At 58.4% G+C, this 24293-nt stretch carries 18 protein-coding genes and 1 pseudogene; 14 read left to right on the forward strand and 5 right to left on the reverse strand.

Annotated features, from left to right (window positions below; translation table 11 throughout):
- Window positions 1–96: 96 nt before the first annotated feature.
- Window positions 97–939: pseudogene (locus FFH21_RS16150) on the forward strand (alpha/beta hydrolase); the annotation flags it as partial.
- Between the two features lie 13 nt (window positions 940–952).
- Here FFH21_RS16150 and FFH21_RS16155 read toward each other — a convergent pair.
- Entirely contained in the window at window positions 953–1666 is a 714-nt protein-coding gene (locus tag FFH21_RS16155; protein WP_002553932.1) for a FadR/GntR family transcriptional regulator, read from the reverse strand.
- Between the two features lie 468 nt (window positions 1667–2134).
- On the opposite strand from FFH21_RS16155, the gene FFH21_RS16160 reads away from it, so the two are divergent.
- The 5 genes from FFH21_RS16160 to FFH21_RS16180 all read left to right on the forward strand — a co-directional run bounded on the left by FFH21_RS16160 (window position 2135) and on the right by FFH21_RS16180 (window position 8215).
- Window positions 2135–3460 (forward strand): MFS transporter, encoded by a 1326-nt coding sequence (locus FFH21_RS16160; RefSeq protein WP_011168932.1) that lies wholly within the window; start codon window positions 2135–2137, stop codon window positions 3458–3460.
- Between the two features lie 52 nt (window positions 3461–3512).
- On the forward strand, window positions 3513–4865 hold the full coding sequence (gudD, locus tag FFH21_RS16165) for a glucarate dehydratase (RefSeq protein ID WP_004642367.1): 1353 nt from the start codon (window positions 3513–3515) through the stop codon (window positions 4863–4865).
- Window positions 4866–5012: 147 nt separating this feature from the next.
- Complete coding sequence (locus tag FFH21_RS16170; RefSeq protein WP_004665647.1) at window positions 5013–5666, forward strand: DUF1345 domain-containing protein; 654 nt, start codon at window positions 5013–5015, stop codon at window positions 5664–5666.
- Window positions 5667–5706: 40 nt separating this feature from the next.
- Entirely contained in the window at window positions 5707–6663 is a 957-nt protein-coding gene (locus FFH21_RS16175; RefSeq protein WP_004665648.1) for a D-2-hydroxyacid dehydrogenase family protein, read from the forward strand.
- A 301-nt stretch (window positions 6664–6964) separates the two neighbouring features.
- The gene (locus tag FFH21_RS16180; RefSeq protein WP_011168933.1) at window positions 6965–8215 is read left to right on the forward strand and encodes a cellulase family glycosylhydrolase; all 1251 of its coding nucleotides are present in this window, start codon (window positions 6965–6967) and stop codon (window positions 8213–8215) included.
- A gap of 97 nt (window positions 8216–8312) precedes the next feature.
- On the opposite strand, the gene FFH21_RS16185 is transcribed toward FFH21_RS16180, so the two are convergent.
- Window positions 8313–10439: a TonB-dependent siderophore receptor gene (locus FFH21_RS16185; protein WP_011168934.1), complete on the reverse strand. Its 2127-nt coding sequence runs from the start codon at window positions 10437–10439 to the stop codon at window positions 8313–8315.
- Between the two features lie 192 nt (window positions 10440–10631).
- On the opposite strand from FFH21_RS16185, the gene pncA reads away from it, so the two are divergent.
- The 8 genes from pncA (at window position 10632) to FFH21_RS16225 (ending at window position 21267) form a co-directional block, all read left to right on the forward strand.
- Window positions 10632–11276, forward strand: coding sequence for a bifunctional nicotinamidase/pyrazinamidase (pncA, locus tag FFH21_RS16190; RefSeq protein ID WP_004665653.1), 645 nt, complete (start codon window positions 10632–10634; stop codon window positions 11274–11276).
- Window positions 11277–11416: 140 nt separating this feature from the next.
- Window positions 11417–12355 carry a formate/nitrite transporter family protein gene (locus FFH21_RS16195; RefSeq protein WP_004665654.1) on the forward strand — a complete coding sequence of 313 codons (939 nt, stop codon included), beginning with the start codon at window positions 11417–11419 and terminating at the stop codon, window positions 12353–12355.
- A gap of 86 nt (window positions 12356–12441) precedes the next feature.
- Window positions 12442–13125, forward strand: a complete 684-nt coding sequence (locus FFH21_RS16200) for a response regulator transcription factor (protein WP_004661386.1) — start codon at window positions 12442–12444, stop codon at window positions 13123–13125.
- Window positions 13103–14500 (forward strand): HAMP domain-containing sensor histidine kinase, encoded by a 1398-nt coding sequence (locus FFH21_RS16205; RefSeq protein ID WP_011168935.1) that lies wholly within the window; start codon window positions 13103–13105, stop codon window positions 14498–14500. Before FFH21_RS16200 ends, FFH21_RS16205 begins: the two co-directional genes overlap by 23 nt.
- 431 nt (window positions 14501–14931) lie before the next feature.
- On the forward strand, window positions 14932–15858 hold the full coding sequence (locus FFH21_RS16210; RefSeq protein WP_050772268.1) for an alpha/beta fold hydrolase: 927 nt from the start codon (window positions 14932–14934) through the stop codon (window positions 15856–15858).
- Between the two features lie 98 nt (window positions 15859–15956).
- Window positions 15957–17144, forward strand: a complete 1188-nt coding sequence (locus FFH21_RS16215) for an efflux RND transporter periplasmic adaptor subunit (protein WP_032704217.1) — start codon at window positions 15957–15959, stop codon at window positions 17142–17144.
- Window positions 17141–18232 (forward strand): efflux RND transporter periplasmic adaptor subunit, encoded by a 1092-nt coding sequence (locus tag FFH21_RS16220; RefSeq protein ID WP_011168938.1) that lies wholly within the window; start codon window positions 17141–17143, stop codon window positions 18230–18232. The genes FFH21_RS16215 and FFH21_RS16220 overlap by 4 nt, the downstream gene beginning before the upstream one ends.
- Window positions 18229–21267: an efflux RND transporter permease subunit gene (locus FFH21_RS16225; RefSeq protein ID WP_004665658.1), complete on the forward strand. Its 3039-nt coding sequence runs from the start codon at window positions 18229–18231 to the stop codon at window positions 21265–21267. Before FFH21_RS16220 ends, FFH21_RS16225 begins: the two co-directional genes overlap by 4 nt.
- A 4-nt stretch (window positions 21268–21271) precedes the next feature.
- Here FFH21_RS16225 and FFH21_RS16230 read toward each other — a convergent pair whose 3' ends face one another.
- The 3 genes from FFH21_RS16230 to FFH21_RS16240 are packed head-to-tail and all read right to left on the reverse strand — an operon-like array spanning window position 21272 to window position 24237.
- Window positions 21272–22117 carry an amidohydrolase gene (locus FFH21_RS16230; protein ID WP_002553950.1) on the reverse strand — a complete coding sequence of 282 codons (846 nt, stop codon included), beginning with the start codon at window positions 22115–22117 and terminating at the stop codon, window positions 21272–21274.
- 51 nt (window positions 22118–22168) lie between these two features.
- Window positions 22169–23455, reverse strand: a complete 1287-nt coding sequence (locus FFH21_RS16235) for an MFS transporter (RefSeq protein WP_011168940.1) — start codon at window positions 23453–23455, stop codon at window positions 22169–22171.
- 50 nt (window positions 23456–23505) lie between these two features.
- Window positions 23506–24237 (reverse strand): GntR family transcriptional regulator, encoded by a 732-nt coding sequence (locus tag FFH21_RS16240; protein WP_019742429.1) that lies wholly within the window; start codon window positions 24235–24237, stop codon window positions 23506–23508.
- Window positions 24238–24293: the final 56 nt, after the last annotated feature.

Consider the following 24293-nt stretch of genomic DNA (forward strand, 5'->3'; position numbering starts at 1 on the left):
ACGCATCAGCGTCTTACTACGCATCGCTATGAAGGCATGACGCCTCCTTCATAGCGTCAGCTTGATGCATAGGCATTTTGAAATTCCTATGCATGGACCGTGCTGCTGCCGGGGCATGGCACCAGGCCCGAAGACATGCTCGAAGTGCGTCTGGAGCAGTGGCAGCAGGTGGTGCGAGAGCAGACCCAACAGCTAAGCCGCGAGGTGCCGAAAGTCTATCTGGGGGGCTTTTCAACCGGGGCCAACCTAGTGCTCGATTACGCCTATGACCACGAAGAAATTGCCGGGCTGGTGTTGTTCTCGCCAGCTTTTCGCTCCAACAGCGGCTATGCCTGGCTGACCCCGTGGATCGGCTGGGCCAGGCCATGGCTTGCCGCCCCCAACGACGGCCTGCGCCCGATGCAGACGCCGGTTCGTTACATGAACATGCCCACCAACGGTTTCGCCCAGTTCTATCGCAGCAGCGCGCTGGCTCAGGACCGCCTGCATCAACGTCGCTATGACAAGCCGGTGTTCATCGCCATCGCCGAGCACGACTCGGTACTCGACACTGATTACGTGCTGGACAATTTCAGCCAGCGCTTCAGTAACCCCGCCAGTCGCCTGATCTGGTACGGCGACCTGCCCGCCCGCGCTGCCAATACGCCGCGCGTCGAGGTGCGCAAGGACTACCTGCCGGAATACCGCATCAGCCGCTTTTCCCACATGGGCCTGCTTTTTTCAGCGGATAACCCGCTTTATGGCGTATCCGGTAGCCAGCGCATCTGCTGGAACGGCCAGAGCACACCGGACACCGCGAAATGCATGGCGGGCGAGACGGTGTGGTATTCGGACTGGGGCTATACCGAACCGGGCAAGATCCACGCACGCCTGACCTTCAACCCGTATTTCGAGTGGCAAACCCAAGTGATGCTCGGCGTGCTGAATGCAACACAGTAAAACTCAAAGGCTCTTACTCCAGCGGCACCAGTCGCTCACGGCTGTTGCTCAGGTGCGTCCACATCGCCGCACGCGCTGCATCCGGGTCCTTGCGGCGAATAGCGCTGAGCAGTGCTTCGTGTTCAAGGTTGGCCAGATAGCCTTGATGCGCGAGGTTATTACCCGCCCGCTCGCTTGACGCAATGCGGCTACGCGGAATGATCGCGCTGCCCAGGTGCTGCATGATTTCCATGAAATACGGGTTACCGGTGGCTTCGGCGATGAGCATGTGAAAGCGTTTGTCGGCCTCCACACAACTGTCGTCATTGGCCAGCAGATCCTGATAATCGTCCAGTGCCTGACGCATGGCCGCCAGTTGCTCATCGGTGCGGCGCACAGCGGCCAGCGCGACGGCCTGGGTCTCCAGGCCAATACGCAGTTCGATGATATCGCGCACCCGTGAAACGGTTTCAACCTTCAGACGCAGGCCGGTCTGGTCACTGCGCTCCAGCACAAACGTACCGATACCGTGGTGGGTCACCACCAGCCCTGACGCCTGCAACTTGGAAATGGCCTCGCGCACGACAGTGCGGCTGACGCCGTGCTCACGGACGATCTGGTTTTCGGAAGGCAGCTTCTGACCGGGTGCGATTTTGCCCAGCAAAATACGCTGGCTAAGTTCGGTGACCAGATCGGTGGCCAGGCTGTGCTGACGACGTTTGGGCGCTGCGCTGACAGGCTCTTGCATGGCGAATGAATCCTGACTTGTCTGGTTGGGCTGCCGTATCACGGTCATAACAGCGCGAATGTTAGGTTAAGTGCGCAAAAAGGCCGGTGGCATCGGCCTGCGCAGTTGTCTTACTTGTAATACAAGCTATCCATCACTGTCAAAGTCCCTGCTTTACCTCGAAGCGTTTTTTCAACAGCACAGCTTGAAAGAAACGGCCCGTGGATAGACCAGACCCGACTCATAAAAAAGGCTAATACCCTGTAATAAATGGGTAAAACCATTAAATTAACATCGTCATACTGACGCACCCTGCGCATGTACCTGCATCCAGAAAAACTTTCCCAATCGTCCAAATCATCAGCATCAGGGGATTGCACAAGCCTTTTTTACTTGTATGATGACCGACAATGCGAGGGTCACACTTCGCACATACCCGCATAAAAACAACGAGTGGGAGATTCAACTGTGAGCACATCCAATTCCGGGATGGCCGACGGCACAGATTCGGTTCTGAGTTCAGCCGTATCGAAGGTCAAACGTCACGTCCTGCCGCTTTTCGTCATCATGTTTATCGTCAACTACATCGACCGGGTGAACATCGGCTTTGTGCGTTCGCACATGGAGCATGACCTGGGTATCGGTGCTGCTGCCTATGGCCTGGGTGCCGGACTGTTCTTCATCGGTTATGCCCTCTTCGAAGTCCCTTCCAACATCCTGCTGCAGAAAGTCGGCGCACGTATCTGGTTGACGCGGATCATGCTTACCTGGGGCATCGTTGCTGCCTGCATGGCCTTCATCCAGAACGAAACCCACTTCTACATCCTGCGCTTTCTGCTGGGCGTGGCCGAGGCAGGCTTCTTTCCAGGCGTGATCTACTACTTCACCCGCTGGTTGCCCGGGGTTGAGCGCGGCAAGGCAATTGCCATTTTCCTCAGCGGCTCGGCCATCGCTTCGCTGATTTCCGGACCACTGTCAGGCCTGCTGTTGCAGATCACCGGTTTCGGAATGAAAGGCTGGCAGTGGATGTATTTCATCGAAGGCATGTTCTCGGTGGGCCTGTGCTTCTTCGTCTGGTTCTGGCTGGACTCCAAACCGCACGACGCCAAATGGCTGACCCGCGAAGAACAGGACGCGTTGGTCAGCGCCATCGATGCCGAACAGGCTGCCCGCGAAGCGGCGACGCCAGTCAAAGCCTCCATCGGCAAGTTGCTCAAGGACAGCCAGATCATTCTGTTCTGCCTGATCTACTTCTTCATTCAGTTGACCATCTACGCAGCGACCTTCTGGCTACCGAGCATCACCCGCAAAATGGGCAGCCTGACTGACTTTGAAGTCGGCATGTTCAACTCCATTCCATGGCTGCTGTCGATCATCGGCATGTTCGCTTTCGCCACGCTGTCCGCCAAGTGGAAGCGCCAGCAGGCGTGGGTAGCGATTGCGCTGCTGATTGCCGCTGCCGGGATGTTCATGTCCACCACTGGCAGCCCGATCTTCGCCTTCGTTGCCATCTGCTTTGCAGCACTGGGTTTCAAGTCGGCTTCGTCGCTGTTCTGGCCCATCCCGCAAGCGTATCTGGATGCACGTATCGCCGCAGCGGTCATTGCGTTGATCAACTCGGTGGGCAACCTGGGTGGCTTCGTGGCGCCGACTACTTTCGGCTTGCTGGAAGAGCACACCGGCTCGATCCAGGGCGGGCTGTATGGCCTGACGCTCACATCGATCATTGCCGCAATCATCGTCTTCGCTGCGCGCAATACGCCCAAGCCAGGCGCGACGCCGGTAGCCGCCATCCATACCCCAGCCACGCATTGATGCAGGTTCGAAGCGACGCCATTACAGGCCATATTTTTTTACGGGATCAGCTATGAACATTCAACAAGCCAACATCACCAGCAAGGCCCCTGTCATTACCGAGATGCAAGTAGTGCCAGTGGCTGGCCATGACGACATGCTGCTCAACCTCAGCGGCGCGCATGGCCCTTACTTCACCCGCAATATCGTGATACTCAAGGACAATGCCGGGCATGTCGGCGTCGGCGAAGTGCCGGGTGGCGAGTTGATCCGCCAGACGCTGGAAGACGCACGCTCGCTGGTGGTGGGCAGCAGCATCGGCACTTACCAGAAGATCCTCAATGAGGCACGCAAAGCCTTCGCCGATCGCGATTCGGGCGGCCGCGGCCTGCAGACCTTCGACCTGCGCATTGCCATTCACGCTGTCACCGCGCTGGAAGCCGCCCTGCTCGACCTGCTTGGTCGGCACCTGGACGTACCGGTTGCTGCATTGCTGGGCGAAGGTCAGCAACGTGATCAGGTCGAGATGCTCGGCTACCTGTTTTATGTCGGCGACCAGCGCAAAACCGACCTGGCCTACCGCAGCGAGCCCGACGCCGATAATGACTGGTTCCGCATTCGTCATGAAGAAGCGCTGACTCCGCAGGCGGTGGTCCGTCTGGCTGAAGCTGCGCACCAGCGTTACGGCTTTCAGGACTTCAAGCTCAAGGGCGGCGTACTGAGCGGTGACGCAGAGATCGAAGCTGTCACGGCGCTGGCTGAGCGTTTTCCCGATGCGCGTATTACCCTTGACCCCAACGGAGCCTGGTCGCTCAAGGAAGCCATCCGCCTGTGCCGCGATCAGCATCACGTGCTGGCGTATGCCGAAGACCCGTGCGGCGCGGAAAACGGTTATTCCGGTCGCGAAGTCATGGCCGAGTTCCGGCGCGCTACCGGGCTGAAGACTGCCACCAACATGATCGCCACCGACTGGCGGGAAATGGGCCATGCCATTCAATTGCAATCGGTGGACATTCCACTGGCTGATCCGCACTTCTGGACCATGCAGGGCTCGGTACGTGTGGCGCAGATGTGCAACGAGTGGGGTCTGACCTGGGGCTCGCATTCCAACAACCATTTCGATATTTCTCTGGCGATGTTCACCCACGTTGCCGCTGCGGCGCCGGGCAACATCACGGCGATTGATACCCACTGGATCTGGCAGGACGGCCAGCGCCTGACCAAGGCCCCGTTGCAGATTATCGGCGGCAAGGTCGATGTGCCCAAGCAGGCGGGGCTGGGCGTCGAGCTGGACATGGACCAGCTGGCCAAGGCTCACGAACTCTACAAAGGCATGGGCCTGGGCGCACGCAATGACGCATTGGCCATGCAGTTTCTGATCCCGGACTGGCAATTCAACAACAAGCAGCCTTGCCTGGTGCGTTGAGCCAGCTTAAAAAACCACTCGCCGCCTGCTGACAATCTGGCTGGCACACGGCGCGCAACCCCCTTGCGCGCCGTTTTTTTCAAATCCGGCTTGGCATGCAAAATGGGCATGCTACTGTCTCGTAATCTCCTGTAACGACTAGACCGCATGCGCCATCTTGCCCGCACCCGCCCTCGCCTGACGCTCGCAGCTCTGGTTGGCCTCACCGCCGGCATTGCCTGGGCCTGGCTGATCCCCCACGCAACACTCACGCAGAGCCTGCTGACCGGCTGGGACACAGGCGTATGGCTGTATCTGATCCTTATTTTCGTTCGCACACTGCGCAGCAATGCTGACGATGTCCGCCGAGTCGCGATGATGGAAGACGAAAACGCGGGCGTCATTCTGGTAACGGTCTGCGTGGCGGCACTGGCGAGTCTGGCGGCGATCATCTTCGAAGTCGCGAGCAGCAAGGGCCTGTCCAGCGACGCCAAAATGCTCCATCACGCCTTTACCGGTCTTACCGTCATCGGTTCCTGGCTGATGATCGGAGTGATCTTCAGCCTGCATTACGCACGCATGTTCTATACCTGGAAAGGCAAGGAGCCCGCGCTGGCGTTTGTCGGCGGAGAAAAGCACCCTGACTACTGGGACTTTCTGTACTTTTCGTTCACCCTCAGCGTTGCGGTACAGACCTCCGATGTCGGCGTCGCGACCCGCGAAATGCGCAAGGTTGTGCTTGGTCAGTCGTTGATCTGCTTTGTGTTCAACACCGCGATTCTGGGCTTTTCGATTAATATCGCTGCCAGCCTGTTCAATTAGTGCTCGGTTTCATACAAACCCGTCAAGAGGCCTTCAGACAATGACCCCGTTGAAAATCGCAGTGCTCGATGATTGGCAAAACATAGCCAGCGATGTGGTGGACTGGTCGGTGCTCGACTCAGTGGGCGACATCAGCTTTCTGCACGACTTCCCGGCCGACACCGCAACCATGGCGCAACGCCTGCAAGGCTTCGACATCATTTGCCTGATGCGTGAGCGAACCCTGTTCGATGAGGCACTGCTCAGCCAACTGCCTGCGCTCAAATTGCTGGTCACAGGCGGCATGCGCAATGCGGCGATTGATATCCCTGCGGCCAAGCGCCACGGCATTGTGGTGTGCGGAACAGAAAGCTATAAACACGCGGCACCGGAACTGACCTGGGCGCTGATCATGGGCATCACCCGCAATCTGGTGGCCGAGGCCAGCTCTTTGCGCGCGGGCAACTGGCAGGTCGGGCTGGGCAGCGACCTGCACGGCAAGACCCTGGGCATTCTCGGGCTGGGCAGTATCGGCAAATGGATTGCCCGCTACGGTCAGGCGTTCGGCATGCAGGTCATTGCCTGGAGCCAGAATCTGACACCCGAAGCCGCTGCCGAATCGGGCGTCACGTACGTCAGCAAACAGCAACTGTTCGAACAGGCGGACGTGCTCTCGGTGCACCTGGTACTCAGCGACCGCAGCCGTGGCCTGGTGGACGCGGAGGCACTGGGCTGGATGAAACCGAGCGCCTACCTGATCAACTCGTCACGCGGCCCGATCATCGATCAGACTGCGCTGCTTGAAACACTGCAACAGCGCAACATCGCAGGCGCCGCACTCGACGTGTTCGACATCGAACCGCTGCCGGCCGATCACCCGTTCCGCACGCTGGACAACGTGTTGGCAACACCGCATATCGGGTACGTCACCGAAAACAACTACCGGACCTTTTATGGGCAGATGATCAAAGACATTCAGGCCTGGCATGCGGGCTCGCCGATTCGGCTGCTTGGCTGACACGTTGTACGCCGTCAAAACGGTAATCTGTCGGCTCAGTCACTCAGACTTTTTGTTGCTCTAAAAACCCTGTTTATGCGACCCTGCTCCGCTAACAGATAACGCTCAAAACAGGATTACGCCAGGACGCCATATTCCAAGGAAGAACAGAAAAAGAAAAACGTTAATAAAAGCGTCATCTTAAGTTTCCCTCCCCGTTATATGAATACTGCAATCCACTAAGTTATAGCTGGCCTGGCGACTTATTCTCCTGTTTCGCAGGGCGCAGCCACTTGTCGCACGGAGCCTACAGAGACATTCGATGAATATTCGCTCAGACAGGTCATATGACCCCCTCATGGCCGCCAGGGAAAAGCCTGTAATGGCCGGTAGAACCACGCGTGCTGTGGGCGCTGGCGCTACTGAAGCGAATCCGGATACGCAGGAGAAGCTCGACGCCTACACCGCCTCTGACAGCCGCTCCGCCGAGGCACCGGAAGCTTTTCCGGTCTACACGAGAACCATGCTCAGTCGAAATGCTCGGTCACTGGAGAGCGAAGCATCCCCGTCGGATATGGCATTGCTTGCCAGTCAACAGACGCTTGCCACTCAGGGCGATACCAAGGCTCTGCGCGACGAAGTGGCCGCTGTCAAAGACAACGCAACCCCTTCCGCGCCAGAAACGAAAGTCACAGACAAAGACAAGGTCGCCTCTGCAGAGCCTGTCAAAATCGCCGAGAAAGTCTCGCGCGGGGGAGCCAACGCCAATCCTGATGACATCGCCACACCTGCTGCTGCCACGAAGATGATTCAGGACCTGAAAACGATTGGAGGCGGGACCTTACGCTTCCAGATGACGCATGATCAGATCAAGGACGCCAGGCAGATGGATAAGCTCAGGGCATTGCTTAGCGAAGGAGACAAACAGGGTGTGAAAGTTCAGTTCACCTTTCGCGACAATGCGAACCAGGGTGGCGGAAACGTGCTGACCGGAGAAAAGTTGAAGCAGGCCTCGGCCGACATCAGTAATGTGGTCAAAAAGTTTGGCAGTCGTACCAGTTTCGTACTGGACACTTTCAATCAGGGCGGCAAAAGCGCCAGTCAGGACTGGGCTGACATGCAGACCACATTAATTAAAGCCGCGCGCAATTCCGGCTATAAAGGAACTATTGTTGTCGAGGACAGCAACTGGGGAGGTGGCCTGACTGCTGGCCCGCAAAGCGGCCTGGTCAAGTTTGCCGATCAATTAAAGGCCGCCAATGGCGAAGGCAACCCTGCCCTGATTGGCAGTTTTCATGTGTACGCCAGGGAAAGCGAAGCCTCTTCCCGGCTCGGAAAACAGATCAAGGCACTGCGAGAGGCTGGTTATAAATTCCAGATTGGCGAAGTGGGTAACGCCAAATTTCTGGTAGGAAACACGTTCCAGCAAAAGGACGAAGCCACCAAAGCCTTGCAGGATAATATGACCGCTCTCAAAGCAGCCGGAGCGGACATTCTACCCGGCAAGGACCAGTTCCAGGATGGCAAACTTCGCCGCCGTGCCGGCTTTTCAAAGTCAGATCAGTTCTTATGATTCAATACGGCGCTTGATCAGGGTCCGGTATCCATGACACACGCAGCTGAACCTGACCCTCAAAGGGTCAGGCTTTGCATCTCAGATACCTGCACCATCACAACGTATAAGCAATCCCCACCTGCACCGTCCGCGGCGCCCCCGAATACGCATAGACGTTGCCAAACGCACCTTCCTCATACTCGGTATCGAAGACGTTCTTCAGGTCCAGGTTGAGCTTCACCTGCTGGCTGACCTTGTAGTAGGCCAGCAGGTCGAACACGGTGTAGCTGTCCATCGAAAAGGCGACATTGGCGGTGCGCCCGGCGCGCTGGTCGACATAACGACCGCCGCCGCCCAGACCCAGGCCGCGCAAGGCCCCCTCCTGAAACTCGTAGACGTTGAGCAGGCTGAAGGTCTGCTCAGGGATGTTCATCAACCGTGTGCCGGAGCGCAGGGTGTTGTCCTTGGTCACTTCGGCGTCGACGTAAGCGTAGCTGCCCATCATCCGCCATTCGGGCGTCAGGTTGCCGACCACGTTGAGATCCAGGCCACGGCTGCGCACTTCGCCTGCCGCTACGCTGAATGTGGAATCAACCGGGTCGGTGGTCAGCACGTTACGTTTCTCGATCTGGTAGATCGCCGCATCAACACTCAACTGGCCTTCCAGCGCTTCCCACTTGGTGCCGATTTCGTAAGACTTGCCCTCTTCCGGCTTGAAGCCGCCACCCAGCCGGCTCGCGCCGCTGTTGGGTTTGAATGAACGTGCGGTATTGGCGTAGACAGCGATGGTGTCGGTCAGGTCGTAGCTCAGGCCAACACGCGGTGTGACGGCATTATCGCTGGCGGTCCAACTGCTGGTGCCGGGCAGAAAGGAATCGTAGTCATGTTCAAAACGCTCCAGACGCACGCCGCCCAATAGCTTCAGACGCTCGGTCAGCGCCACCTGATCCTGCACAAAGGCAGCCCAGGTCTTGAGGTTTTCCTTGTCGTGGGTCGTGGTCCGGGTAAGTGCTGGCCGGGCCTGACCATAGACAGGGTTGAAGATGTCTATCGGGTAGGCACCGACGGCGCCGCTGGAACGCTGGATGATCGACTTGTAGTCATAATCCTCATACTCGACCCCGGTCAGCAGCGTGTGGTCGAAACCACCGACGGAAAAGTGCCCGGTCAGGTTCAACTGCACATCGCGATCTGTCCATTCCAGCTTGCGATAGTTGAAGTTGCGCCCGAGGGTGCGACCATCTGCCGCCAGGCCGTTGGCCTCGATGGCATTGCCTTGCAGGGAACCGTCGAGAAGCTGGACGCCGCCACCCAGCTTCCAGTCGGCATTGAGGTCATGTTCGAAGCGCAACTGAGCCATGTTGTTGTCGTTATGCAGCTTGCCCACGCTCTTCTCGCCGAAGAACGTATCGCGCGAGGCGGTACTCGTCTGGTTGGCATAACGCGTCAGGCCACGATCCAGCGGTGCATTGTTGCGCATGAAGTCGCCTTCGAAGGTAATGCGCGTGGCGTCATTGACCTCCCAGCTCAAAACCGGAGCCACGCCATAGCGTTCGGTCTCGACGTGATCACGAAAGGTATCGCCGCCTTCGCCCACGACGTTGAGGCGATAGGCGAAACGCCCTTCGTCATTGAGCGGACCGGACGCGTCCAGCGTGCCGCGCTTCATGCCCTGATCATTGAGCTGGCTGCCCAGCGTGACCTTGCGCTCGGCCAGTGGCTGCTTGGAGACCACGTTGAAGGTGCCGCCCGGATCGCCCCGGCCGTACAGCGTAGTGGCCGGACCGCGCAACACTTCAAGGCGCTCGATGGTGTTGGCATCCGGCATGTTCGGATAGCCGCGATTGATCGGGAAGCCGTTGCGATAGAACTCGCCGGTGGTAAAACCGCGCACCGTGAATGTAGTCAGCCCTTGACCGCCGAAGTTGTTGGCCCGCCCGACGCCACCCGCGTAGTCCAGAGCGTCCTGCAATCGTGTGGAACCGATGTCTTCTACCGCGTCGCGGGTCACAACGCTGACGGACTGTGGCGTTTCATGCAGCGAGGTATCGGTGCGCGTGGCGCTGGCGGAGCGTGTGGCCCGATAGCCTTCGACCGGCCCTTGCGCCGTTTCGGCATTGGCAGCGCCCTGGATGTCGATATTCTGCAACTCTACGGAAGGTTGCCCGGCAGTAACCTGGTCAGCCCAGGCGGCTTGAGAGATCGCTTGAATGACGCAAAGTGAAACGAGAGTACGACGCATCGACGTGCAGCCCTTGGCAAGAAACCAGGCCTCTTGGGACCCGGCAGGATTTTTCGCTAATAGTACAGATTCGTATTAACACCTGATACAAATTCGCAAAAATATCTTTTGCCCATGCTACGCATCACACTTCGCAACCGTGGGGACAAACAGGCAAACTGGCGCTCATCGCACCTGACAAGAGAACCGACAATGCCTCTTTCCAACAAGCCCGCCGACCCGCGTTGTGCTTTGCTGGTGATCGACATGCAGTACGACTTCATGCCCGGCGGACAACTGGCGGTGGCTGACGGCGACGCGCTGCTGCCGTTGATCAATCGTCTGGGCGCGCGTTTTGCCCGAGTGATCATTACGCAGGACTGGCATCCTGCCGGGCATATTTCGTTTGCTTCAAGCCACGCTCAGCGCCTGCCGTTCGAGAGCATCACCCTGCCTTACGGCCCGCAAACCCTGTGGCCGGACCATTGCGTGCAAGGCAGCCACGGTGCGCAGTTGCACGCTGATCTTGACCTGCCTCATGCACAACTGATCCTGCGCAAGGGCTGCAATACGCATATCGACAGCTATTCGGCATTTCTGGAGGCAGACCGCACGACCAGCACAGGACTGGCCGGGTATCTGAAAGAGCGCGGCATCGACACGGTATTCGTGGTCGGTCTGGCGCTGGATTTCTGCGTCGCCTGGTCTGCTCAGGATGCACGCGGTGCCGGTTTCAATACGTATGTCATCGAAGATGGCTGTCGCGCCATCGACATGAACGGCTCGCTGGAGAATGCCTGGAAGACCCTCCTGAGCATGGGTGTAGAACGCGTGCAAAGCTCAGATCTGCTGGGCTAGACGGGCGCACCCTGCAACCGGCGCAAACAATCGTTGATACGTTCCGCTGTTAGCGAACGACCGCGCGCGGCGCCTGTCTGAACCATCGGACCGGCAATGCCCGTGCCGGTCCCTTTCATCACTGGCGCTGAGGATGTTGTATGGATCACGAAGTAGACGGCAAGACCCCCGGCCTGTCAGCCGAGGAAGAGCGCGAGATTGATGAGAACCAGCCGCCCCGCGCGGCGGTGCTGCACGAAACCATCCGTATTCAGGGCGATCACGAACTGGAGCGCAGTGTTGCCGCCCTGTGGTGGTCGGCACTCGCAGCCGGGCTGACGATGGGCCTGTCGTTGATGGCGATGGGGCTGTTCAAGTCGCGGCTGGAAGGCATACCCGGCAGTCACGTCATCAGCAGCCTTGGCTATTCGGCCGGGTTTCTCGCGGTCATCCTGGCGCGCCAGCAATTGTTCACTGAAAACACTATTACCGCCGTGCTGCCGGTCATGAGCAAGTTGAACCTGGCCAACATCGGTCGATTGTTTCGGCTCTGGGGTGTGGTATTGGCGGGCAACCTCGCAGGAACGCTGCTGGTGGCGTATGTCATGCTCAATCTGCCGATTTTCGACACCAGTACAGACAAGGCATTTCTGGAGATTGGCCACAAGGTCATGGAAAACGACGTCAGTCAGATGTTTTCCAAGGGCATCGTGTCCGGCTGGATGATCGCAACCATGGTCTGGATGATTGCATCCATGGAAAATGCCAAGATTGCCATCATCATTCTGATCACTTACCTGATGGCGCTCGGGGACTTCACGCACATTGTCGTGGGCTCGGCCGAAGTGTCCTATCTGGTATTTGCCGGAGAGCTGGGCTGGAAGGATTTCTGGTTTACCTTTGCCGGTCCTACATTGGCAGGCAATATCATTGGTGGCAGCTTTATCTTTGCCTTGATCAGCCATGCACAGATCCGCAGCGAAAAAGACACGACCGCCAAACTGGAACGCGATCGTCAGGACAAGGCAGAAAAAAGCCGCCGGGAAAAGCAGCAGCAAAAGCTCAAGGACGCGGATATCAGCATGCAGAATGACATATGATCCCTATCATTAAACTTTCTTTCAGGAAGCGCAGTGGCTTTTAAAGGCAGAATGAGTTTTTGAACGCACTTATTCAGGCAGGGACCATGACCCGAATTCTGGCAATCGAAGATGATGCCATCACAGCAAAGGAAATCGTGACCGAACTCAGCAACCACGGACTGGAAGTGGACTGGGTGGACAACGGCCGTGACGGTCTTGCACGTGCAGTGAGCGGCGACTATGACTTGATTACTCTGGACCGCATGCTTCCGGAGATGGATGGTCTGACCATCGTCACCCATCTGCGCGCCCAGGGTATCTCCACGCCAATCCTGATGATCAGCGCCCTTTCCGACGTGGACGAGCGGGTGCGCGGGCTGCGTGCAGGTGGGGATGATTATCTGCCCAAACCGTTTGCTTCCGACGAAATGGCGGCGCGTGTCGAAGTGCTCCTGCGCCGCAGCAACCCGGTCAGCGCGGGCAAGACAGTGCTACAGGTCGCTGATCTGGAACTGAATCTGATCAGCCGCGAAGCCTGCCGTGGCGGTGAGCCGCTGACCCTGCTGCCCACCGAGTTCAAGCTGCTGGAATTCCTGATGCGTAACAGCGGCCAGATCATCACCCGCATGATGATTTTCCAGGAAGTCTGGGGCTATCACTTTGATCCGGGCACCAACCTGATCGACGTGCATATTGGCCGTCTGCGCAAGAAGATAGACCAACCTGGCACCGCACAGCTGATCCAGACCGTGCGAGGTTCAGGTTATGTTATTGCCGAACCCGTCTAAGGGCTGGCGATCTTCAACAAGCCGATTACTGGCGCTATACAGTTCCCTGTTTGTCGCCTGGAGCGTGATGCTGCTGGGCGTCCTCTACTGGGAGGTCAACTCCTACCTGGACAACCTCGCCCGCCAGTCACTCACTCACCGCCAGCAGCTGTTTTCGCGCTTTGAAGGCCAGGCCCTGGTTGATGCTCTGGCCACCAGCATGACATTCGATACGCGCGCAGTGGACGCTTATGGCCTGTTCGACCGAAACTTTCGTCCCGTGGCAGGCCCAATCACCCGTGTGCCGAAAAATCTGCCCATCGACGGCCAGATCCATGTACTGAGCGACTGCATCGAATCGGATGACCCGGGCCTGCCGCAAGGCAGCTGTGATGCGATAGTCAACCGAACGTCCGACGGGCGCTGGCTGGTACTGGTGCGCGAGAATGGCTCGTTGCTTGCCGTCAGCACTCTGATCCTGCACGCCTTGCTGTGGGGCATCTCACTGACCATTATTCCCGGGGTCGCCGGCTGGCATTTGCTGCGCCGCCGCCCGTTGCGCCGCATACGCGCCATTCAGGCCAGCGCCGAATCAATCATCGCCGGCGACATGGCTGGCCGACTGCCGGTCTCGAACAGACGTGATGAGCTGGACATGCTGGCGGTGATCGTCAACGCCATGCTCGACCGTATCGAAAAGCTCATGAACGAGGTCAAGGGCGTCTGCGACAATATCGCCCATGACCTGCGCACGCCACTGACCCGGCTGCGCGCCCAGCTTTATCGCATTCAGCAGCAATCAGCACACGATTCGCCCCATTTCACCCAGATTGCCCAGGTCATCAGTGAAGCAGACACGCTGATGGCGCGTTTCCGCGGTCTGCTGCGCATTTCGGAACTGGAAGACCGCCAGCGACGTTCGGCGTTCGTTGAGCTGGAGCTGCAACCACTGCTGCAGGAACTGCATGATTTCTACCTGCCACTGGCCGAAGAAGACCAGATCACCCTGCTGCTGGACCTGCACGACACATTACCCACGCTGGTAGGCGACCGAGCGCTGCTGTTTGAAGCGCTGACCAACCTGCTGGGAAATGCAATCAAGTTCACCCCTTCCGGCGGGATTGTAAAAATCAGCGCCTACCCCTCCAGCGACGGCATCACGCCGTGCATTGAAGTACAGGACTCTGGGCCCGGCATCCCCGTCGCCGAGCGCGCAGCCGTCTTCCAGCGCTTCTATCGCAGCGAAACCGGCACTGAACAGAGCGGCTTCGGGCTCGGTCTCTCCATAGTCGCCGCTATCGTCAATCTGCATGGTTTTACGCTGCAAATAGGCATCAGCGAATACGGCGGAGCAAGCTTGTTGCTGGAATGTCGCACCGTAAAAACTCTGGCCTGAGATTCAATCGCGATCCCCTGCGCAAAACACTACGTGCCTGCTTTTTGACGAGCTTGAAGCGTCTGGGTCAGTGGTTCCAGAGCTTTCGATAGTTATCTGGCGCAGTCTGCCAAGCGCTAATTTGTAACAATATATTTCAAGAAACGTTGTAGCTTGACCGTTTCAGCGCTCACAAGTTCCACTCAATAAATGCGCTTTTCTGGCTTTATATGACGGTTTTCCCCGAATAAATCACCCCATCGAGCAGATGGCGGTTTTTCGCCTTCCAGGCAAAATGTGAACGAATAGACATTTTTATGACGTCGGCGTCTTGTCGCTTCGCTGACACTGCGCTATCTATAACCGGGCAAACAAGGTTCCTGCTGCACCGCTTGGCTGCACCCAAAATAATAACTCACCGGATTTCGCCACTAACAAGGCGAGGCTTTGACATGGCTGCCAAAGCAGAGAACGCTGTACTAATTAGTTGGATCAACATCGGCTGGGAGGCTGTTATGGGCGCACAATCAAAGATTTTAAACGTAGGTCAGTACAAGGTTTACACCGAGACTTACTGGAAAGGCAGCGAGACCAAGACCATCTTGCTGGTCAACGGTGCGTTATCGACCACCGGCTCTTTCGGGCAGACCGTCAAGTACCTGCAACCGCACTACAACCTCGTACTATTCGACCTGCCGTTTTCGGGGCAGTCCCGAGCCCACAACCCGGACGACATGATTGTCAGCAAGGAAGATGAAGTAAACATCCTGCTGCAGTTGATCGACCTTTATCAGGTGAACCACCTGCTGTCGGTATCCTGGGGCGGTGTATCGGCCCTGCTGGCCCTTTCCGAGTGCCCGCCATCCGTGGAAAAGGCGATCATCAGCTCGTTCTCGCCGGTCCTCAACGAGGCCATGCTCGATTACATCGATAACGCCCAGATCTATCTGGCCGCCCGCGAGAAGCGCAAGATCGGCTCACTGCTCAATGACACCGTGGGCAAGTACCTGCCGCGCCTGTTCAAACTTTATAACTACAAGCACCTGATCAGCCTTGCCGAACACGAATATCGCCAGATCGACTTTCACATCAGCCAGATTCGCAAACTAAGCGCCACTAACTACGTCGAGCGTTTTTCCTCGATCAAGATTCCGGTGCTGTTCATCAACGGTGAAAAAGATGAGTACACCACCGTTGAAGATGCGCGGATGTTTTCCAACTACATCGCAAAAAGCAGTTTCAACGTCGTTCCGGACACCGGGCACTTTCTGGACCTTGAGAGCAAGGCGGCGTGGCACCACTCGCAACGCACCGCACTGACGTTCCTGGGCACCGAAGCCACTCAACAGGTGTGGCCAAGCGTCACCGCGATGGCCTGAAACACGCTCGCCTGCGCCCGGGAAGCCGTGCAGCTTTTCCGGCGTGACGCAGTGGTTCACCGGTGTTGGTTTCTTTGATCGGGCAGTGCTATTCGTTGATGACTTTTCCCTTTGCAACGCGCTTGCGTTGGTACTGCCGTGCTACCGGAAATGTCCGGCTATCGCACCTCATACCTGTTCAGCCCGGCCTGGTGCTGGGGTTCATTTCACTGCTCTCGCTCAGCGCTTGTTCCGCAGGGAAACCTGCAGAAAAGGCGCTGGTGCGAGTCGAGGTGCAGCCAGTTGCCTTGGTGGATGTCTCAAGCAGTGTGGCGCTGACAGGCGATATCCAGGCGCGCAAAGTAACCGAGCAAGCGTTTCGCGTGTCGGGCAAGCTGATCAAACGCTACGTGGATGTCGGGAACCGCGTGCGTGCCGGGCAAGTGCTTGCCAGGCTGGACCCGCAAGAACAGAAGAACGAGCTGGCGTCGGCCAATGCCGAAGTGGCCATGCGACAGTCGCGCTTATACCTCGCCGAACAAAATTACCTGCGTCAGCAGTTACTGCTGCCCAAGGGCTATACCAATCTCAGTGAATACCAGAAGGCACGCTCCGGCCTTGAGAGTGCGCGAGCTGAATTGGCAGCGCTGCAAGCTCAACAGGCCAATGCACGTGATCAAGTCGGTTACACCGAACTGCTCGCAGTAGCAGATGGCGTCATCACTGCACGGCATGCCGAAGAGGGTCAGGTGGTCCAGGCCGGCGCACCGGTGTTCAGTGTCGCTCACGATGGCGAACGCGAGGCCGTATTTTCCGTGTATGAATCGCTGCTGCGCTCCGATCAGACAGGCACCATGGTAATCATCAGCCCTATTGCTCAGCAGGGCATTCAGTGGACCGGCATCATCAGGGAAATCACGCCCATTGTTTCCGCCGCTAACGGCACATTGCGAGTGCGCGTTGCGCTGCCGGACGTCGCCGTTGCACCTGCACTCGGCTCAGTGGTCAGCGCCCGCCTGCAGGTTCGGTCACAACGGGCGTACGCTCTGCCCTGGTCAGCGCTGAGCCGCGCCAAGGGTCAACCGGCAGTCTGGCAGGTGGACGCTCAGGCAAGGGTCAAGCTGACGCGGGTCAACGTGCTGCGCTATGAACAGGGCCAGGTGATCGTTTCCGAGGGGCTGTCCGAGGGGGATCGGGTGGTTTCCCGAGGGCTGCAGTTTCTCTACCCGGGGCAACGGGTCGAGGTCGCCGAGCGAGTGCCAGTCGAGGTGGCCGTCTCGTTGGCGTCATCGGCACCAGGGCAATGAGCAGCACACCTGCAGAACCACGACCGACACATGCTTGCTGGCTGCTCTGTTTGCTGATCATGACGCTGCCGGGCTGCCGCGACAAACCGCTTCGCGAAGCGGTCGAGCGGCCCGTGCTGTTCACCGAAATTGCCGATCAGCACAGCGCCTCTTATGCACGCTTCGCCGGAGTCATCCAGCCGCAATACGAGGTAGCACTGGGTTTTCGTGTGGCCGGACGACTGGCAACCCGGCACGCAGAGGTCGGTGACCGAGTGCGCAAAGGCGATCTGCTCGCCACGCTGGAGCCAGGCGATCAGCAACATCGTTTGCGTGCCCGCCAGGCAGAACTCGGCAGAGCCCGGTCTGCCTGGCAGCAGGCGCGCGATGAGCAAACGCGTTACCAGCAACTCTACGAGCGCGGTATCGGCTCGCGGGTGCGTCTGGACCAGTTGAACAGTGAAGTGCGCATTCAGGACGCACTTCGCAGTCAGGCCAGCATTGCGCTGCAACAAGCTACTGACCATGTGTCCCACACGCGCCTGTCAGCCGAATTCGACGGCCTGATCACCGAATGGCAAGCCGAAGTCGGTCAGGTCATCGCGACCGGTCAGGCAGTGGTCAGCCTTGCGCGTCCGGAAAGCCGCGAAGCGGTGGTCGATTTGCCGCTGGGGGCACTGGATGACAATCAGCGCATCAGGGTGATTTCGCAACTCGATGAGCAAGTCTCAGTGACCGCAAAAGTCCGCCAGCTTGCACCGCAAATCAACGCCGAAACCCGCACTCAACGTGTCCGTCTGGCCTTACAGCACATGCCCGACAGCTTTCGTCCGGGCTCGACGGTCACGGTCGAAATCAGCGGCTACGCACCGCCGTTTCACGAGCTGCCCGGCAGCGCCGTTGTGGAGCGCGACGGCCTGTCTCAGGTATGGGTCATCGACCCATCGACCTCGACACTCGTTGCGCGCACGGTGCAGGTACTGACGCGCACGGGCTCGAAGGTACGGATCAGCGGCGAGCTGCACGAGGGCGAAAAAGTGGTGACTGCCGGCGTTAACGGCATGCAGTCCGGACAGAAAATACGCATGCAGCGAGAGGTCAGTTTGTGAGGGAGCGTTTCAATCTGTCGGCCTGGGGGCTCAGGCATCGCACGCTGGTCTGGTACATGATGTTCGTTTCACTGCTGATGGGCAGTTGGTCGTTTCTGAATCTGGGCCGCGAGGAAGACCCTTCCTTTGCCATCAAGACCATGGTCATTCAGGCGCGTTGGCCGGGTGCTACGTTGCCCGACACCTTGCAACAGGTCACCGACCGGCTGGAAAAGAAGCTCGAAGAAATCGACGCGCTGGATTACGTGAAAAGCTACACGCTGGCCGGCGAATCGACGCTTTTTGTCTTCCTCAAAAGCGAGACCCGTAGCGCCGACATCCCGGCAGCGTGGTATCAGGTACGCAAGAAGATCAGCGATGTACGCAGCGAATTGCCCAGCGGCATTCAGGGCCCTGCATTCAACGACGAGTTTGGTGATGTGTTCGGCAGTATCTATGCGTTCACCGCTGACGGCCTGTCGTTCCGCCAGTTGCGCGATTACGTCGAACAGGTGCGCGCCGATATCCGCAGCGTGCCCAACCTGGGCAAGATCGAGCTGCTCGGTGCCCAGCGCGAAGTCATTTATCTGAATTTTTCGATCCGCAAGCTCGCGGCGTTGGGCATCGATCAGCGCCAGGTGCTGCAAAGCCTGCAAGCGCAAAACTCGGTAACGCCCGCCGGGGTGATTGAGTCAGGCCCGGAACGCATTGCGGTACGCGCCAGCGGTCAATTCAGCAGTGAAGAGGACCTTGAGGCCGTCAATCTGCGCTTCGGCGAGCGGTTCTTTCGCCTCAGCGATCTGGCGACTATCGAACGCCGCTACGCTGACCCGCCCTCCTCGCTGTTCCGTTTCAATGGCCAACCGGCCATCGGGCTTGCGGTGGCCATGAAGCAAGGCGGCAACATTCAGGCATTCGGTACGCAGTTGCAGCAGCGCATCGACGAGCTGACCACCGAGCTACCGTTGGGCATCGACGTGCATCTGGTGTCCAGCCAGGCCGACGTGGTTGAAAAAGCCATCGGCGGCTTCACCCATGCACTCTTTGAAGCAATCCTGATTGTGTTGGTCGTGAGCTTCATCAGCCTCGGCATTCGCGCAGGTCTGGTGGTGGCCTGTTCGATCCCACTGGTGCTCGCGCTGGTCTTTGTGTTCATGGAGTACAGCGGCATCACCATGCAGCGCATCTCGCTGGGTGCGCTGATCATCGCCTTGGGGCTGTTGGTGGATGACGCCATGATTACCGTCGAAATGATGGTGACCCGCCTGGAAAGCGGCGATTCGTTGCCACAGGCCGCGACCTTCGCCTATACCTCGACGGCCTTCCCGATGCTGACCGGCACGCTGGTGACGGTTGCCGGTTTCGTGCCCATCGGCCTGAATTCCAGTTCAGCGGGCGAATACGTGTTCACCATGTTCGCAGTCATCGCCGTGGCCCTGTTGCTGTCCTGGCTGGTGGCGGTGCTGTTTGCGCCACTGATTGGCGTACATATCCTCAAGGCGTCGGCACCGCATGCCGCGCCGGGGCGCTGGATGCGCGGTTTCAGCGGCCTGCTGGTCAAAACCCTGGAGCACCGCTGGTGGGTGATCGGCATCACGTTACTGATGTTCATCGGCTCACTGTTTGCCACCAGAATGCTGCAGAACCAGTTCTTTCCGGACTCCGACCGCCCGGAAATTCTGGTGGATATCTATATGCCGCAAAACGGCTCCATCGAAGGCACACGCCAGACCATGGATCGCTTTGAGGCCACGCTCAAGAACGATCCCGATGTGCTGCGCTGGAGTTCCTATGTAGGCAAAGGAGCGGTGCGTTTCTACCTGCCACTGGACCAGCAACTGAGCAATCCCTTTTATGGGCAACTGGTGATCGTCAGCCAGGGCGGCGCAGCGCGTGATCGCCTGATCGAGCGTCTGCGCCAGCGCTTTCGTGACGATTATGTCGGGGTGGGCGGCTACGTCCAGCCATTGAACATGGGACCGCCAGTGGGCTGGCCGGTGCAGTACCGGGTCAGCGGCCCGGACATCGAACAAGTGCGCAGCCAAGCGATGGCACTGGCGGCCATCCTCGACGCCAACCCGAACATCGGCCAGGTCATCTATGACTGGAACGAGCCGGGCAAAGTGCTGAAGATTGATATCGCGCAGGACAAGGTGCGTCAATTCGGCCTGTCTTCGGAAGACGTGGCGCAAATCCTCAACAGTATGGTCAGCGGAACGACCATCACTCAGGTGCGCGACAGTACCTACCTGATCGACATGGTCGCGCGCGCAGAAAACGATGAGCGCAACTCGGTACAAAGCCTCGGCAACCTGCAGATCCCGACACCCAACGGTGCGAGCGTGCCGCTGCTGGCGTTCGCCACGCTCAGCTACGAGCAGGAACAGCCACTGGTCTGGCGTCGCGACCGGCTGGCGACCATCACCCTTAAAGCCAGCGTGCTCGGAAAACTGCAACCGGCCGCGCTGGTCAGGCAATTAAAACCGGAAGTCGACGCCTTCAGCGCCCGCCTGCCACTGCGTTATTCGCTGGCTACTGGCGGTGCGGTCGAGGCCAGCGCCCGCTCGCAAGGGCCCATATTGAAGGTCGTGCCACTGATGTTGCTGCTGGTGGTGAGCTTTTTGATGATCCAGCTGCACAGTGTCAAAAAACTTCTGCTAGTGGTCAGCGTGGTGCCGCTCGGCCTGATTGGCGTGGTCGCAGCGCTATTGATATCCGGCTATCCGCTGGGCTTCGTCGCGATTCTTGGCGTGCTGGCGCTGATCGGCATCATTATTCGCAATTCGGTGATTCTGGTCACACAGATCGACGAGTTCATCGCTGCCGGTGAGAGTGCCTGGACATCGGTGGTCAAGGCCACCGAACATCGCTGCCGGCCGATTCTGCTGACCGCAGCAGCCGCAAGCCTGGGCATGATCCCGATTGCCCGCGAGGTGTTCTGGGGCCCGATGGCGATCGCCATGATCGGCGGTATCGCCATTGCCACCTTGCTGACGTTGTTTTTTCTGCCTGCGCTGTATGTGGTGAGCTACAGGATCAGGCCGCCTGCGGCTTAGCGGGTCAGATTTCGATTGGCAGAAAATCGAACAGCGCCTGAGGAGCCTCGACCAGCAACATGTTTTTGAGCGGTTCCGGGCACTCAAGCGCCCGGAACTGCTCGACCACACTGGCGTAACTGACCTCTTGCTCATGCTGGGTGTGTGGCCAGTCGCTGCCCCACACCAACCGGCGCGGACCAAAACTTTGCAGCAGCAGAGGCAATGCAGCGTGGGCAAACGCCGCATTCTGCTCGGCAGTGCCGCCCAGTCGATAAATTGCCGAGACTTTCATCCACAGCTGCCCGCTCAGGCCCAATTCCAGCAATGCCTGGAACGCCGGGTCATCAATACCAAGGCGCGCATCGGGTCGACCAAAATGGTCGATCACAATCTTGCAACCGAATGGCAGCAACTGCCGGATCAGCCCCGGCAAGTCCGCAACCTCACGGTGCAGTTCAACATGCCAACCAAGGGTCCAGACGTTCTTGAACAACGACTTCCATTCAGGTGCGGTGAAGTCAGGCAATGCCCTGCCGATGAGGTTCAGGCGAATACCGACAATGCCCAGCCCGGCCATACGCTGCAAGGCACCACGGCTGATATCGGTATCAACCACCGCCACACCGCGCAACCGATCAGGGGCCTGCGCCAGAGCGTCGAACAGAAATCGGTTATCGGTGCCCAGAAAACTGGGCTGCACCAGCACGCCATGGCTCAAACCATGTTCGTGCAGGTGGGCCAGATACGCTTGCACAGTGGCATCGTAGTCCGGGCTGTAACGTCGTCCTGACGTCAGACTCAAATCCTTGCTGAAGACATGAGCATGGGCATCAATGCCCAGGATTGGCGTGGTACAGGGGTCGGTCATGAGTTCATCTGTAGTCAACGCAGTGCCGTAACACCGCGGGTGAAAGGATATTCAAGCCTGCTGCGCTGCGCCCTTATCCAGTGGGTCGGCAGCAACCAGCGTGGCATCAAGATTGCGTCCACGGGTTTCCGGCAGGCAGAAAGCAGCCACCATCGCCACGCCATAGGCAATACCGGCATCGATGCCGATGGCAGTGCCCAGCGACATCGATTCGCTCATATGGCCCACCAGAAACGGGAACACCGCCGACAATACGCGCCCGAAGTTGTAACAGAAGCCAACCCCTGCCCCACGTACGTCTGCCGGGTACAACTCGTTGAAAAACGAACCCAGGCTGGCCGGAATGCCAGCGGCGAAGAACCCCAGCGGAAAGCCAAGAAACAGCATTTGCGTGTTGCTCAGCGGCAGCATCAGATAGCACTGCACCGTGACCACGCAGCACAGCGCGAACAGCATGATGTTCTTGCGTCGGCCAATGCGGTCAATCAACAGACCGCTGCATACGCAACCGCACCAGAATGCAACGATAATGACCGCCAGATAGCCGCCGGAGCTGAGCACTGACAGGTTGCGTTCGGTTTTCAGAAAGGTGGGCAGCCACGTCATGACCGCGTGATAACCGCCGTGCGCACCAAGGCCCAGCAAGCCGCCGAGCAAGGTGACGCGCAATAATTCGGGGCGAAAGATTCCGGCCATCGACTTGAAGAAATTACCCTTCGGAGCAGCGTTTTTCTGCATGCGCTGGAAGCTGTCCGGCTCCTCGACGTTGCGGCGCACCCAGATAATCATCAGTGCTGGCAGCAGGCCAACGAAAAACATTACCCGCCAGGCAATATCCTCCGGCACAAACGAATAGATCAGGGTAAACAACACCACCGCCAGCCCCCAGCCGACAGCCCAGGCGCTTTGCACCGTTGCCATCACCTTGCCGCGGTAGCGCGACTGGATCGTTTCGGCCATCAACACCGCGCCCGCCGCCCACTCACCGCCGATGCCAAAGCCCTGCAGCGCTTTGATGATCAATAACTGATTGAAGCCGGTCACGAAGGCAGACAGAAAGGTGAAGAAGGAAAACCACAGGATCATCCATTGCAACGTGCGAACCCGGCCATAGCGATCCGACAACGTTCCGCCGACCCAGCCACCCAGTGCCGACGTCACCAACGTCACGGCGCTGATAAGCCCTGCGTCGCCTTTGGTCAGGGCAAAGGCGGCAATCAAGGCCGGTATGGCCAGACCGAACATCTGCACTTCCAGAGCGTCCAGCGACCAGCCGCCGAAACAGGCCCAGAAGGTCTTGCGCTCCTTGGGAGTGACTTCGCGATACCAGTTGAACATGGCTTCCTATCCTTATGAGCGTTGAATAAGTCGGGGTGATTGCAGTGCGATCAGCGAATTTCCACGCTGTAGCGGAAATGGCTGGCGTGCCCTCGTGAACGTCGCCACTCCAGAGGTTCACCGGCGTAATTACGCGCCAGTCGTTCAATGACCACTACCGGGCTGCCGGCCGAAACCTGCAGCAACCGGCCGTACACCTCGTTGACCGCTTCAGCCGTCAGGCTCTCTTGCGCATAAGCCACAACCTGACCGCAAGCCTCTTCATAGATCGGATAAAGCAACGGCCCCTGAGTATCGAGATCCATATCCAGCAACGCCTGGAAGCGGATCCGAGGCAGCCAGATTTCTTCAGCCAGCACCGGCTGACCATCCAGCAAGCGCAGCCGGATCATCCGAATGACCGGCGCATTGGCCACCAGACCCAGCGCCTGACTGACCGCTGAAGGCGCAGCCACAGGCTCTATTGATAAAATCCGGCTTTCCGGTACACGGCGCTCGCCCGCTTCGGTCTGAAAACGGAAAAAACGAAACAGCGACGACTGAAACCTGGCACGCCGAATAAACGTGCCACGCCCCTGCTGGCGCTCCAGAACGTTGTCGCTGACCAGCAGATCAATGGCCTTGCGCACGGTGCCGGTGGACAGGCAATACTCAGCGGACAGCGCCGCTTCAGTAGGAATGGCTTCACCCGGACGCCAACGATTATTGGCAATCTGTTCGGCCAGACTGTCGCGCAGGCGTTGATAAAGCGGAAGGCGTTCGTCGCTGGAGAGCTTGTTCATTGTTGTAGTTATCCAGTCATATATATGAATATTTGAGCGGATTATTGGCACGTCGC

It is taken from the genome of Pseudomonas sp. KBS0707 (assembly GCF_005937945.2).
GTDB lineage: Bacteria > Pseudomonadota > Gammaproteobacteria > Pseudomonadales > Pseudomonadaceae > Aquipseudomonas > Aquipseudomonas amygdali.

Excerpts from the sequence above, each read along its gene's own strand:
- FFH21_RS16220 (WP_011168938.1), top strand. The coding sequence starts at position 17,141 with ATGAGCAGCACACCTGCAGAACCACGACCGACACATGCTTGCTGGCTG.
- FFH21_RS16185 (WP_011168934.1), bottom strand. The coding sequence starts at position 10,439 with ATGCGTCGTACTCTCGTTTCACTTTGCGTCATTCAAGCGATCTCTCAA.
- FFH21_RS16175 (WP_004665648.1), top strand. The coding sequence starts at position 5,707 with ATGACCCCGTTGAAAATCGCAGTGCTCGATGATTGGCAAAACATAGCC.
- FFH21_RS16160 (WP_011168932.1), top strand. The coding sequence starts at position 2,135 with ATGGCCGACGGCACAGATTCGGTTCTGAGTTCAGCCGTATCGAAGGTC.
- FFH21_RS16155 (WP_002553932.1), bottom strand. The coding sequence starts at position 1,666 with ATGCAAGAGCCTGTCAGCGCAGCGCCCAAACGTCGTCAGCACAGCCTG.
- FFH21_RS16240 (WP_019742429.1), bottom strand. The coding sequence starts at position 24,237 with ATGAACAAGCTCTCCAGCGACGAACGCCTTCCGCTTTATCAACGCCTG.
- gudD (WP_004642367.1), top strand. The coding sequence starts at position 3,513 with ATGAACATTCAACAAGCCAACATCACCAGCAAGGCCCCTGTCATTACC.
- FFH21_RS16170 (WP_004665647.1), top strand. The coding sequence starts at position 5,013 with ATGCGCCATCTTGCCCGCACCCGCCCTCGCCTGACGCTCGCAGCTCTG.
- FFH21_RS16205 (WP_011168935.1), top strand. The coding sequence starts at position 13,103 with ATGTTATTGCCGAACCCGTCTAAGGGCTGGCGATCTTCAACAAGCCGA.
- FFH21_RS16215 (WP_032704217.1), top strand. The coding sequence starts at position 15,957 with ATGACTTTTCCCTTTGCAACGCGCTTGCGTTGGTACTGCCGTGCTACC.
- FFH21_RS16200 (WP_004661386.1), top strand. The coding sequence starts at position 12,442 with ATGACCCGAATTCTGGCAATCGAAGATGATGCCATCACAGCAAAGGAA.
- FFH21_RS16180 (WP_011168933.1), top strand. The coding sequence starts at position 6,965 with ATGAATATTCGCTCAGACAGGTCATATGACCCCCTCATGGCCGCCAGG.
- FFH21_RS16210 (WP_050772268.1), top strand. The coding sequence starts at position 14,932 with ATGGCTGCCAAAGCAGAGAACGCTGTACTAATTAGTTGGATCAACATC.
- pncA (WP_004665653.1), top strand. The coding sequence starts at position 10,632 with ATGCCTCTTTCCAACAAGCCCGCCGACCCGCGTTGTGCTTTGCTGGTG.
- FFH21_RS16195 (WP_004665654.1), top strand. The coding sequence starts at position 11,417 with ATGGATCACGAAGTAGACGGCAAGACCCCCGGCCTGTCAGCCGAGGAA.
- FFH21_RS16235 (WP_011168940.1), bottom strand. The coding sequence starts at position 23,455 with ATGTTCAACTGGTATCGCGAAGTCACTCCCAAGGAGCGCAAGACCTTC.
- FFH21_RS16230 (WP_002553950.1), bottom strand. The coding sequence starts at position 22,117 with ATGACCGACCCCTGTACCACGCCAATCCTGGGCATTGATGCCCATGCT.